This is a genomic window from Acinetobacter guillouiae CIP 63.46, from assembly GCF_000368145.1.
Classification (GTDB): domain Bacteria; phylum Pseudomonadota; class Gammaproteobacteria; order Pseudomonadales; family Moraxellaceae; genus Acinetobacter; species Acinetobacter guillouiae.
The window spans coordinates 155,502-168,489 of sequence record NZ_KB849287.1; the positions used below are offsets into that span (position 1 = coordinate 155,502).

A 12,988-nucleotide genomic window follows, 5' to 3' on the forward strand; every position below is an offset into this window, starting at 1 on the left:
ATATTAAATTACCTGATCTTGATTTTGAGTAAAGTGAGATTGAAGTTGCTGAATTTTTGCTTCAAGTCGGTCAATATTTTGGTTAAGTTGGCGGGTATCTTGTTGCAGATCATCCATTTGCCAACGCGGAGCCAATACACCAGTGTCTTCTTTTAAAAAGTCTTCCACAAAAAATAAATGACTTTGCAGTGAGCGTTTGAGATGCTTTGGCGCCAGTTGGATTTTGCCAATTTCATGTGCGAGTGCAGGACCAATCCACGGGCTAAGCTGGGCTGCCAAATCAGGCTCAAGCTGTTGGATAATATTTTGAATGTCCTGTAACAGGTGATAATCACCTTGTAGAGGAATATTGCCAATATCATCCGCAACAAATAATTTAGCCAATTCAACAACATTCTTTACATGTAATGTTGCTGTCGCTTCTGCAATCGCAACATTTTTGTCAAAAGGACGTTGTTCAAAAATTGAAGGTGTTTCGCTTTTACCAGTCACAGTCGGTTCAAGACGGATTTTATTTTGATCAAAGTAAACATCGACAGAAAGCTGAGGCGTATCCATCACGACACGTAACAGTTTGCCTTGTAACTGATTAAATTGGATGCGGGTAATTGCATCCAAATTAATAAACTGATTGATTAATCGTTCAACTGCACCGAGTGCCAGAATTGACCACATAATTCAACCTTGCTTGTTATATCTTGAGGAAATTACAGTTTAAAGCCACGGTGTACCGCCACGATACCACCGGTTAAATTGTGGTAATCACAGTTTTGGAAACCGGCATTTTCCATCATACCTTTTAAGGTGCGTTGGTCTGGATGCATACGAATAGATTCGGCCAAATACTTATAACTTTCTGCATCATTGGCAACAACTTTGCCCATAAATGGTAAAGCCGTGAAAGAATAGAAGTCATATAGCTTTGAAAATGGTTCAAATACTGGTTTTGAGAACTCAAGTATCAATAAGCGACCACCTGGCTTTAATACACGATACATCGCTTGGAGTGCAGCGTCTTTATCGGTCACATTACGTAGACCAAAGCTGATGGTGAGCAAGTCAAAACTATTGTCTGCAAATGGCTCTAAGGTTTCAGCATTGGCCAATACAAAATCAACATTGGTACAGCCAGCATCAATCAAACGATCACGACCAACATTCAACATTGACTCGTTAATATCAGATAAAACCACATGACCTGTCGGGCCAACTTCGCGGCTGAAAACTTTGGCTAAGTCACCTGTGCCGCCTGCAATATCAAGCACGTGCTGACCACGACGTACACCTGACATATTGATCGCAAAGCGTTTCCAAAGGCGGTGAATACCAAATGACATTAAATCATTCATAATGTCGTATTTGCTTGCGACAGAATGGAAGACTTCAGCGACTTTTTGCGCTTTTTCTTCACTATTAACAGTTTTGTAGCCGAAATGCGTAGTTGCGCCGACATTACCTGTATTGGCACCACGTGGGAGGTTGTATTTTGGCACAGTCCCTGAAACTGGCGTATCTACCAGTTGTTGCTGCAAGGACTGTTGTTGACCTTGTGGAGTACCTTGCGGTAATGGTTCTGTTAGAAATGGACTCACTTTGTCTGTATTCGTTGCCGTTTCAGCAGGGGCTGTAGGCTTTTGGTTTTCATTCGACATTTGAGTCACTCCTGAACACAAAAATGGGAAATTTTATATTGCTCTGCATAATGACAGATTCTGCATAATTTTGCAGTCCTGATCATGAAATTGTTATGAATAATATACAAAAACCGATCTTAGAGATCGGTTTGATACAGCCAAAAATTAAATTAATCCTGAAATGGATTGGGATCTCCAGCATGCACTTTTTCGACAATATCACGTTCTTTTAGGGTAAATGCATGGATAAAATCAGCTGCAGATTTCATCGGTTTCATCGCAATAAAACCTTCGCCAATAAAGTCATACATCAATTCAAATTTATATTTGATTGCAGTGCCTTTACACATTTTAAATGCAGTATGCATAATAAATGAACGCATGTATTTGTCTAGTGCACCACCCAAATCATCCAATAAACCCAGCTGTTGTTGACGGGCTTCTGCTTGATCTAATTTCAGCAAGGTCAGTCGCATCATTTCATCATCAATCACTTGATCAACAGGGTAATCCTTGAGTAATTGTGCCGCGACTTGTTCATCGAGTTGCATAGCAAGTACCGCCAATCCAACAGATTTTAAACCGGTCTTAATGGCATTTTCAGGGAGAATTTTTTCTGCTTTATGTGCATATTTTAATAAACGTTCAATCTGTATCGCCAAATCATCAAATTCAGGCCCACCATATAAGCGGTTGATAAAATATTTTGCCATCAATTGATTTTCTTTTTGATTGAATAGCGCATGATGGGTCTTTTCAATACGCATTTTTAACCAGTCCTGCGCTTCATGCAGGCGTTTTTCTAGAATTGGGTCAGTGTGATAACTCAATTGTTGATATTGTTCTAAAAGCTGATCAAGTGCAGCAAGTTTTGACATATAAAAACTCTAGATTTCGTTTAGCAACAGCATAAAGGCAGTTGGCACGTATCACTATGACAAAAGTTAAAAAACAATAGAGAAATATGGTCAGTGGATTTTTAAATAGCCAATATCAAAGATTTTATACAGAAAAATAATATAACTCTATTTTAGGGAATGGGTATACTCAGTTGAAGTTTCAGACCATAGAGAAGCAGATGATTGAAGAACAATTAGCGTTTGCATTACGTGATGAAGAAGAGTTATCCGTTGATCTGATTGAGGCACAATATGCCTTAAAGAATTCTAAAGATAAAAATAATGCCAAAAGCTTGGTTATTTTAGTCAGTGGTATCGAGCTTGCGGGGAAAGGGGAAGCGGTTAAACAATTACGTGAATGGGTTGATCCTCGCTACTTACGGGTTAAAGCAGATCCAGCCAGTTTATTTAGTAGTAAACAAAGTTTTTGGCAGCCTTATGCACGGCACATTCCATCAGAAGGGCAAATTCAGTTGTTTTTTGGCAATTGGTACAGTGACTTATTGTCAACAGCGATGCATGTTTCTAAACCCTTAGATGAAACCTTGTTCGATACCTATATTGAAAATATGCGTGCTTATGAACAAGACCTAAAAAATAATCATGTCGATGTGATTAAAATCTGGTTTGATCTACCATGGAAAAGCTTACAAAAGCGTTTAGATTCAATGGATGCGTCTGAACAGCGTTGGCATAAGTTAATGGGTTTGGATTGGCGGAATAAAAAACAATACGACATTGTGCAAAAATTACGTCAACGTTTTACTGATGATTGGTATGTGATTGATTGCGAAGATTGTGTTGCACGAGATCAACAATTTGCTCAGTATATTTTGCAAGCGTTAAAGCAGTTGCCTCGACATAAAACAGCGGTGAGAACCAAGTGGAAACAGGCAACTGTACCTGAGTCGTTATTGCAACCCGCGACAGAAGAACTGGATAAAGACCAATACAAAGCTGAATTAAAGAAATTAACCAAAAAAGTGTCGGAAGCGCTACGCAATGATTCACGCAATGTCATTATTACCTTTGAAGGCATGGATGCAGCTGGTAAAGGTGGGGCAATCAAGCGGATTGTGAAAAATCTTGATCCACGTGAATACGAGATTTATACCATTGCTGCACCAGAACAGTATGAATTGCGTCGACCCTATTTATGGCGGTTTTGGACCAAGATTCAACCCGAGGAAAAGATCAGTATTTTTGATCGTACTTGGTATGGTCGAGTATTGGTTGAACGTATTGAAGGCTTTGCCAAGCCCGCGGAATGGCAACGTGCCTATGATGAAATTAATCGCTTTGAAAAAGATTTAACCGATAATCAAACCGTGTTGGTTAAATTTTGGTTGGCAATCAGCAAAGATGAACAAGAAGCACGTTTTAAAGCACGTGAACAAACACCGCATAAACGCTTTAAAATTACCCCTGATGACTGGCGAAATCGTGGACACTGGGACGATTATTTAAATGCTGCTGCGGATATGTTTGAACGAACTGATACCGAGTATGCGCCGTGGCATGTGGTTGCGACCAATGATAAGTACACAGCACGTATTCAAATCCTTAAAACGATTTTAAAGCAGTTAAAAGCGGATTGATTGTTTGCTAGTAACAGCTAAGTTGAGGTTATAAACAGTATCGCACTAAAGAATAGATGCTCTTATTCTACGCTTTAGTGTGATACCTATCATAATGATCAATGGGGCAAAAGATCCTAATCTAATGGATGCCCCAGAATTTTTTTAAGTAAAAATTTTAAAGCAATTTTTTCGGCGGGATTTAATGCGGCTAGGGTTAAATCACTAATACTTGCCGCAATTGGAATCGCTTGCGAAAGCTCTTGGATGCCCGATGGTGTAATATGAATCAGCACCTTGCGTTTGTCATGTTGATCAGGATCTTGTGAAATAAAAAGCTTGTCTTTTAATCGCTGGATAATGCCACGAATGGTTGCTTGGTCGATACCGGTTTCCTCAACCAGTTCTTTTTGTGAACATTCTTTTAATTTATTAATGGCATAAAGTACAGCGAACTGAACCGAAGTGAGGCGAGTTTCATCCAAACTTTGTTGAAAAATCGTTAAATGATGAAAGTAAGTCCGTCTAAGTAAATATCCCACTTGTTCTTCAATTACATATTCATCATTCATGTTTGACTTCTTTATCATGTGAGGAAAATTAGACCCGAAGATTTAAAATATTGAAGATTTTTAAAAACTTTAATAGGGCTAGTATAAAGGGATTGCATAAAAATAACGACCATAATGCTACTTGGTCGTTATGCTTTGGTTGAGTTTTAGTGGCTCGTTTTTAGCGTTAACTAAGCGCTATAGGAACGCCTTGATCAACAACCACTAAATCATCGAGTTTCACTGTGCAGTTACGAAGTGGAATATCCATATGACATGGTGTCTTGCGGCTACCACCTACTTCTGTGTTGGGTCCCGTTGAAAATAAAAAGTTACCATTAAAAGCACGTGCATCCATACACATTCCATCATTTTTATCATGCAAACCCATCGCTGTCCATTGTGCTCGAGGTTGTAAGCCCCAACCAATGTGTGAAATTCCATACACCTCTGGATCATTAAAATATTTCATATAATCACGATGATATTCTGCTTCAAATCCACCATGAATTTGAGTAATTACCCCCTTTTCGATTTCTAAAGTGACTCTTTCACGGGCATAGGTTTTAAAGGGTAATAAAATATCACCAATATCTAAAACCAAGATGCCTTCTGCCATATTTTCATTGGGCCAAGTGAATAAGAAACCACTCGGCCAGTGATCCCAGCGCCCAACTTCGTCAGCAAAGCCATATTCAGTTACAGCAGGGTATTGCCCAAGCGGAGCATAAAAATCTGTGCCTGCCTTTGAGGTTACATGCATACTTTTCGCTTTCTTTAAGTATTTTTCAGCAGTTTGAACCCGATGTTTGTCTTCTTGTGTGGGCAGCATACGAGCGAGAATTTCTGGGGGTTCCACGGCCAGTAAAATTCGTGTTCCTGTTTTTAAAATCTGTTCTTGTTCTGGTGAGTGCAGCAACATCATGGTGTCGATGATGAGGTCGACAGATTCAAGTGCTTGTTGTGCAGCAAAATTACCCGTTAATGCAGTATCACCACAATAAGCGGTCATATCGTTCCCCATGGCTTGGGGGTGATTAAATGAAGGTAATTCTAAAATAAACACTTTAGCTTTTAACCGACATGCTGCATCAAGTGCGGCTTGAACGGTTTGTTGATGTGAATAATGACTTTTTAAAATCGCCACACTTTGTGTTTCATCGACCTTGGATAAGGTTAAAACATGCTCAAACATTTGGGTCAGTTCAGTGTTATTTACAGGCATGATGGTGCTCCTTTTTCATCGCTGTTTTTTGTATTTTTAAAGAGTATACACTTTGATAATATAAAATGTACATTTATTACATCATTGTAATTAAATTAATTATTAAGAATAAACAAATATTTAATTGATTTTATGGGTTGAGATTTGTTTGAGAATTTAAAGTGTATAGACTTTAATATTATCGTGAGGTATATCTATTAAAAGAAAAATTTGTTTGATGGAGTAAACAATGAATAAAGCAAAAAAAATTGCAGTGATTGGTGCAGGTCTTGGTGGCGCTTCAATGGGGCTACTGCTACAGAGAGCGGGTTTTGATGTTGATGTCTATGAACAAGCAACAGAATTTTCTCGTTTAGGTGCTGGTATTCATATTGGCCCAAACATTATGAAAATCTTTCGAGAAATGGGCTTGGAGCAAGACTTGGAAGACATGGGATGTCATCCAACGCATTGGGTCAGCCGCGATGGAAATACCGCAGACTATATGTCCAATGTCAGTTTGACCGGGTACGGGGCGACCTATATCACGATTCATCGTGGTGATATGCATGCTCGACAAATCGAAGCTTTACAGCAAGACAAATTACATTTTGCCAAGCGCTTAAGTGCTGTTGTTCAAAAGTTAGATGGGATAACGCTAAGCTTTGAAGATGGCACCGTGAGTGATGTTGATATTGTGATTGGTGCTGATGGGATTAACTCAAAAATCCGAGAAATCATTCTTGGACCAGAAGCACCTTTATACAGTGGCTGGGTTGCGCACCGTGCCATGATTAAAGGAGAACAATTAGAGAAATTAAAACAGCAATTTGATTTAGATGACTGTGTCAAATGGTGGTATGAGGATCGTCATATGATGGCCTATTACACCACTAAAGAACGTGATGAGTACTACTTTGTTACAGGTGTGCCTCATCCAGCATGGGATTTCCAAGGGCAAAGTTTTGTACCATGTTCAAAACAAGAACTATTTGAAACATTTAAAGATTTTCATCCAACCATTCAAGCCATGATTGAAGCCAGTGAAGATATTACCAAGTGGCCATTAAACAATCGTAATCCATTACCGATATGGAGCAATGGCCGTATGGTGTTGCTCGGTGATGCTTGTCACCCCATGAAACCGCATATGGCACAAGGCGCAGGTATGGCGATTGAAGATGCCGCAATGCTCACGCGTTGTTTGCTGCAAACAGGTTTAGACAACTATCAAGAGGCTTTCAAATTATATGAACAAAATCGTAAACAACGTGCCAGTCGAGTGCAAGAAGTTTCCAATGCCAATACCTTCTTAAAAAGCCAAGAAGATCCAACTTGGGTGTATGGATATGATGTATATGCACAAGCGTTAAATGAGGAGGAGACCGTATGAGTCAATTCCTGTATGGGTCAAATGTAGCGGCCAATCAAGTCCGTTTACATTATCTTCGTTATGGTGGGAAAGGGCATGCTTTGGTGTTGATCCCCGGGATTACCAGTCCTGCCATTACCTGGGGATTTGTAGCGGAGAAATTAGCTCAATTTTTTGATGTCTATGTTTTGGATATTCGAGGCAGAGGCTTGTCTTCTTCGGGGGAGCATCTGCAATATGACACTGATACCTGCGCACAAGATATTCTGGATTTTGTTAAAAAATTAGACTTGGAATCTTATTATTTGGTTGGGCACTCGATGGGTGCGCGTTTTGCGATTCGCTGTGCTGCATTTGAGCCCAAAGGTTTGAAAAAAATAGTCTTAATTGATCCTCCTGTCTCAGGTCCAGGACGGCGTGCTTACCCGAGCCAGCTATCCTGGTATGTCGACTCTATTCAGCAATCTATTCAGGGTATGAATGCGGAAGACATGAAGCAATATTGCCCATCTTGGACTTTAGCGCAAAGACAATTGCGCGCAGAGTGGCTACATAGTTGTTATTTACCAGCCGTTATCAAGTCTTTTCATGATTTTCATCATATTGATATTCATCAATATATCCCAAAAGTCAAAGTGCCAACTTTATTGATGGTGGCTGGCAAAGGTGATGTGATCTTGGCAGGCGATATTGCAGAAATCCAATTGCTTAATTCACGAATTTTGGTGAATTGTGTGAAAAATGCAGGGCATATGATTCCTTGGGATGATTTAAATGGGTTCTTAGCAGGCTTTTCAGATTTTTTAGAACAGAGGCTTATTTAAGGAGGAATGATCATGCAAAGAATTTATAGAATTGGTCAAATCGTACCCAGTTCCAATACCACGATGGAAACTGAAATTCCAGCGATGTTGAAAGCACGTCAACTGATTCGTCCTGAAACATTTACCTTTCATTCTAGCCGTATGCGGATGAAACATGTCAAGAAAGAAGAGCTTGTGGCAATGGATGCGCAGTCTGATCGTTGTGCTTTAGAACTTTCAGATGCCAAGGTGGATGTCTTGGGATATGCCTGTCTGGTTGCGATTATGTCCATGGGCATCGGTTATCACCGTGAGTCAGAAAAACGTCTACATCAAGTCACGGTTGATAATGATGCTGCAGCGCCTGTAGTCACCAGTGCGGGGGCTTTGGTTGACTGTTTGAAACTGATGAAGGCGAAAAAAATCGTTGTTGTTACGCCGTATATGAAACCCTTAACTGAATTGGTGGTGAATTACATTGGTGAAGAGGGTTTTGAAATCTTAGATTATGTGGCCTTAGAAATCGCTGACAACATTGCTGTTGCACAACATGATCCTGCTCAATTACCCAACATTGTGCAAAAGCTGAATTACCAAGATGCAGATGTGATTGTGCTTTCAGCATGTGTACAAATGCAGTCACTTTCTGCAGTCGCTAAAGTTGAGGCACTCACGGGTAAGCCCGTGATTTCAGCGGCAATCGCAACAACCTATCAGATGCTTAAAGCAATGGATTTAGAGCCGATTGTACCGGGTGCTGGTGCATTGCTCTCTGGCGCATATGCATAAGGAGTGTGGAATGAAGCAACAATCCCTGAATGATAATTATCAAGGTGTGTGGGGAAATCGAATTGGCTTTGGCAAGAAACCTGTGCTGTTGTTGGTCGATTTTATCCAGTCTTATATTACAGCATCTGAGCCTTTATATGCGCCAGATGTGATTACCGCAGTTCAAGAAACTGAAGCGGTTTTAGCACTGGCACGTGAACAGAATATTTTAGTGATTCACACCAATATTCTTTATCACGCTAAAAATCAAATTGACGGAGGAATGTGGGTAAAAAAATCACCTGTAATGGCAGCGATGACGGTGGATAATCCAGCCACTCAATTTTGCCCACAAGTTCAACCGCTCGACACTGAATTGGTGATCACTAAAAATTATGCAAGTGCTTTTTTTGCTACAAGTTTGTCATCGGTTTTAAACGCTGAGGCGATAGATACCGTGATTATTGTGGGCTGTTCGACCAGTGGGTGTGTTCGCGCAACAGCCGTAGATGCTGTGCAACATGGATTTAGAACCATTGTGATCCGTGACTGTGTTGGGGATCGTCATCGTGAACCGCATGAAGCCAATCTGTTTGATATCGATAGTAAGTATGGAGATGTTGTATCAAAACAAGAAGTCTTGAATTATTTCACTCAAAACAAAAATTGATGACTGATACAACTAAAAATTATGGATGTTAGGGTAATAAAAAACCAAGGATAGAATGGTTTTTGGTGATGCATTAAAACAAAAGAGAATGTGCAGATCATCAGTGACATAAAAGCTTTGTTCATTTTGTTCTAAGTATTACAAGAAAAACAACTCACTTGGTTTGTGATCTAAAGGAGTTAGATATGTCTACCAGTGTTGTAAAACCACAAGAAATTTACCCTGAACAAGAGGTTCAGGTTTATAAAAAAGTAATTTGGAAACTGATTCCATTCCTGTGTTTCTGTTATATCGCAGCCTATTTAGACCGAATTAATGTCGGGATTGCCAAATTACACATGTTAAATGATGTGAACTTGAGTGAGGCTGCGTTTGGGTTAGGTGCTGGGCTTTTCTTTGTTGGCTATATTATTTTTGAAGTACCCAGTAACTTGGTTCTGGAAAAGGTCGGCGCAAAAATTTGGATTGCGCGCATTATGATTACATGGGGGATTCTGTCTGGTTTAACCATGTTTGTGACGACACCGATGCAGTTTTATGCGCTGAGGTTTCTGCTCGGTGCTGCGGAAGCAGGCTTTTTACCTGGGGTTTTGTATTATTTAACCACGTGGTTCCCAACATATTATCGCGCTAAGATCATTGCCTTATTTATGATTGGTTTACCTTTGGCGGTGATTATTGGTAGTCCGCTTTCAGGTTGGATCATGACCACCTTTGATCAAGTTTATGGCTGGGCAGGTTGGCAGTGGCTGTTCTTTTTAGAGGCACTTCCAAGTGTGATCTTGGGTATTTTGACATTTAAAATGTTACCGAATCACTTTTCTAAGGCCAAATGGCTCAATGATGCTGAAAAATCAATCCTTGAAAAAAATCTCAATAAAGATTTAGAAGGCAATGACTCTGCTAAACAAAAGCATAGTTTTAAAGATGGATTTTTCAATACCAATATCCTGAAACTCGGTGCAATTAATTTTTCGATGTTGCTGTGTACCTATTCTATGGGCTTTTGGTTGCCGACATTTATTAAAACCACTGGGGTCGCCAACTTATTAAATATCGGTTTACTGGTTGCCATTCCAAGTATTGTTGGTTTGATTGCAATGTTAGTCATTGGGCGGAGTTCAGATAAATATAGAGAGCGTCGTTGGCATATGGTCGTACCATTTATTTTTGGTGCAGTCGCACTGTTTTTAACCACAATGTTTAGTACCAATATTGTCATGACCTTGATTTTGTTCTCGATTGCTGCGATTGCGACCACAGGCACCATCCCCGTGTTCTTTAGTCTTCCTGCAACTTTTTTATCAGGAACTGCGGCGGCGACAGGGTTTGCACTGGCGTGTTCTATTGCCAACATTGCCGGCTTAGTCAGTAACACTTTGGTGGGGTATGCCATTCAGATTACCGGTAAACCAGAAGGCGCACTCATCGTGTTCTCAGCATGTTTATTGTTGAGTTGTTTCATTGTGCTGTCTTTGCCTAAAACATTAGTAAACAAATAAATTAAAAAAATTGAATGGCAATGCGTTCGGGAGAACAAATTGCTGAGGAGGTTCTCATGTTTAAAATTAAATATTTAGGATTAATCATATCGAGTTTGATCTCATTTCAAGCTTATGCCAATGCACAACCTTCACCGTTCCAATGGGAAACTGAAGATGGTTTAAAACAATTGAAATTAGGCGTTTTGTCCGAACCAATTATCGTGATGAGCGATGGGAAAGCCCCAATAATGGCAAGTTTTTGTTGGATAATGCCCGTTTAAATATTAAGGGCAAATATGACCAATTTTATTTGGATGTAAGTTATGCCTTCCAAAGTGATCATAAACGTTCTGTTGAACATGGTTTTGTCGGCTATAAACCTGATGACAATAATGATTTTCAGGCCGGAATTATTTATAAGCCTTTTGGAATTTATCCATTCCCAGAGCATGCATGGACTTTCCCTATTCCATTTTTCTTAGGATTTGCCGACAGTGTAGCGCCAGGATTGAGTTGGAAAAACACCTCGCCAACCCATGATTTTAGCGTGGCGTATATGCCAATCATGAGTCCAGGCAATATTCGTTACTCGCCTGAGTCTGGTTCGGCGGATAAATTGGATAATGTGCTGCCTCACCAACAACAATATCTTAACGAAAAAAGAAATCAGCTTAATCTGCGTTATGCCCATAAAATGGATTTGGAATTTGGTAAACAGGAGTTTGGTGTCAGTGGGGCATATTCACAATTGCGTAATAAAGCGACGGATAAAAATGGCGATTATTATGCATTTGGAGTGCATGGCTTAAACAATTACGAAAAATGGAATGTGCAAACTTCAGCGATTCGCTATAAATATGATGCAAAAAACCCGGAGGGTGTAAATAATGATCAAATTTTAATGCAAGCGAATGGTATAACACCTGCTTATTTTGTCGCAGCTGAAGGGACGATTGGTTCGTTTAATATCGGTTATACCCAACCTGTGCAAACCAAGTATTTTCCGAATTTAAAAACAGTAAAATTCTATAATGATTATAGTGTGTTATGGAAAGACAAAGCCGGCTGGGATCGCTCGCAAATGGACACCTTTGGGGTACAGTTTAATGCGATGCCTTTCTTAATTTGGGTAGATGGAAGTGTCGGGAAAAATGTCAATGTGTTGGGTGGGGCTAAAAACTCAACTGGCTATACCTCGACGAATTCAGACTATAGCAATGATTGGAAATTTAGGTGGAATATCAACGTTGGATATAACTTTTAGTCTTGATCTATGAGGGAATAAATGGAATTGACAGCCAATAATCTGGTCGAAGCAGTGATTTTAAATCGACATTCTGTACGTGCATTTACAGATCAGGCTGTAGATCCTGAGATCATTCAGGATCTGCTGCGAAAAGCCAGTTACGCACCTTCTGGAACCAATACGCAACCGTGGAAAGTCTATGTGGTTCAGGGCAATATCAAATTGAGGATTAGCCAAGAAGTGATTGCAGCGGCGGATTCCATTTATTCTGGTCAAAGTTCAAGAAGTGAATTTACTGCCCCTTATCTTTATTATCCTGAGCAATGGTTTGAACCGTATATGAGCCGTAGACGGGAGAATGGTTGGGGGATGTATGCTGTACTGGGCATTAGCAAACAACAACGAGAGGAAATGCATCAGCAACAGCTTCGAAATTTTAAGTTTTTTGATGCGCCTATCGGCTTATTTTTTACCACGCATCGTCAATTAGAAGCGGGCGCAAAAATGGCAATCGCCATGTTGATGCAAAATATTATGTTACTTGCAAAAGCGCAGGGCTTAGACACCTGTCCCCAAGCATCATGGAATGATTATCACAAGATTATCATGCCAATTTTAGGTGCTACAGATGATGAACAATTAGTTTGTGGCATGTCTTTAGGCTATGCCGAAGTGAATGAGAAAATTAATTCTTTTCATCCCTCACGACTCAGTCTTGAAGAATTTGCTGTATTTTTACAATGAACAAAAAACAAAGAGATATCAGCTGATATCTCTTTG

The 12,988-nt window shown here is 39.9% G+C and carries 14 protein-coding genes; 9 read left to right on the top strand and 5 right to left on the bottom strand.

Annotation, left to right across the window (positions count from 1 at the left end; translation table 11 throughout):
• Positions 1-3: 3 nt before the first annotated feature.
• The 3 genes from F981_RS20905 to F981_RS20915 all read right to left on the bottom strand — a co-directional run bounded on the left by F981_RS20905 (position 4) and on the right by F981_RS20915 (position 2,512).
• Positions 4-675, bottom strand: coding sequence for a ubiquinone biosynthesis accessory factor UbiJ (locus F981_RS20905; protein WP_004725474.1), 672 nt, complete (start codon positions 673-675; stop codon positions 4-6).
• A 32-nt stretch (positions 676-707) separates the two neighbouring features.
• Complete coding sequence (gene ubiE, locus F981_RS20910; RefSeq protein ID WP_004725476.1) at positions 708-1,652, bottom strand: bifunctional demethylmenaquinone methyltransferase/2-methoxy-6-polyprenyl-1,4-benzoquinol methylase UbiE; 945 nt, start codon at positions 1,650-1,652, stop codon at positions 708-710.
• Between the two features lie 152 nt (positions 1,653-1,804).
• The gene (locus F981_RS20915) at positions 1,805-2,512 is read right to left on the bottom strand and encodes a DUF8198 family protein (protein ID WP_004725477.1); all 708 of its coding nucleotides are present in this window, start codon (positions 2,510-2,512) and stop codon (positions 1,805-1,807) included.
• Between the two features lie 200 nt (positions 2,513-2,712).
• Between F981_RS20915 and pap the strand changes: the two genes are divergently transcribed.
• A complete protein-coding gene (gene pap, locus F981_RS20920; protein WP_004725481.1) occupies positions 2,713-4,131 on the top strand; it encodes a polyphosphate:AMP phosphotransferase in 1,419 nt (472 codons plus the stop codon).
• A 116-nt stretch (positions 4,132-4,247) separates the two neighbouring features.
• On the opposite strand, the gene F981_RS20925 is transcribed toward pap, so the two are convergent.
• Entirely contained in the window at positions 4,248-4,682 is a 435-nt protein-coding gene (locus F981_RS20925; RefSeq protein ID WP_004725483.1) for a MarR family winged helix-turn-helix transcriptional regulator, read from the bottom strand.
• Positions 4,683-4,848: 166 nt separating this feature from the next.
• Positions 4,849-5,886, bottom strand: coding sequence for a 2,5-dihydroxypyridine 5,6-dioxygenase (locus F981_RS20930; protein ID WP_004725485.1), 1,038 nt, complete (start codon positions 5,884-5,886; stop codon positions 4,849-4,851).
• Between the two features lie 229 nt (positions 5,887-6,115).
• Between F981_RS20930 and F981_RS20935 the strand changes: the two genes are divergently transcribed.
• From F981_RS20935 to F981_RS20965, 8 genes are all read left to right on the top strand, one after another.
• A complete protein-coding gene (locus F981_RS20935; protein ID WP_004725487.1) occupies positions 6,116-7,258 on the top strand; it encodes an FAD-dependent monooxygenase in 1,143 nt (380 codons plus the stop codon).
• Positions 7,255-8,061, top strand: a complete 807-nt coding sequence (locus tag F981_RS20940) for an alpha/beta fold hydrolase (protein ID WP_004725490.1) — start codon at positions 7,255-7,257, stop codon at positions 8,059-8,061. The genes F981_RS20935 and F981_RS20940 overlap by 4 nt, the downstream gene beginning before the upstream one ends.
• A gap of 12 nt (positions 8,062-8,073) precedes the next feature.
• Positions 8,074-8,829 (top strand): maleate cis-trans isomerase family protein, encoded by a 756-nt coding sequence (locus F981_RS20945; protein ID WP_004725492.1) that lies wholly within the window; start codon positions 8,074-8,076, stop codon positions 8,827-8,829.
• Between the two features lie 10 nt (positions 8,830-8,839).
• On the top strand, positions 8,840-9,478 hold the full coding sequence (locus F981_RS20950) for an isochorismatase family protein (protein ID WP_004725493.1): 639 nt from the start codon (positions 8,840-8,842) through the stop codon (positions 9,476-9,478).
• A 185-nt stretch (positions 9,479-9,663) separates the two neighbouring features.
• Complete coding sequence (locus tag F981_RS20955) at positions 9,664-10,980, top strand: MFS transporter (RefSeq protein ID WP_004725495.1); 1,317 nt, start codon at positions 9,664-9,666, stop codon at positions 10,978-10,980.
• Between the two features lie 56 nt (positions 10,981-11,036).
• Entirely contained in the window at positions 11,037-11,243 is a 207-nt protein-coding gene (locus F981_RS24285; RefSeq protein WP_228129049.1) for a hypothetical protein, read from the top strand.
• The gene (locus F981_RS20960) at positions 11,222-12,226 is read left to right on the top strand and encodes a hypothetical protein (RefSeq protein WP_228129050.1); all 1,005 of its coding nucleotides are present in this window, start codon (positions 11,222-11,224) and stop codon (positions 12,224-12,226) included. The genes F981_RS24285 and F981_RS20960 overlap by 22 nt, the downstream gene beginning before the upstream one ends.
• A 21-nt stretch (positions 12,227-12,247) precedes the next feature.
• The gene (locus F981_RS20965) at positions 12,248-12,952 is read left to right on the top strand and encodes a nitroreductase (RefSeq protein WP_004725501.1); all 705 of its coding nucleotides are present in this window, start codon (positions 12,248-12,250) and stop codon (positions 12,950-12,952) included.
• The last annotated feature ends 36 nt before the right edge of the window (positions 12,953-12,988 follow it).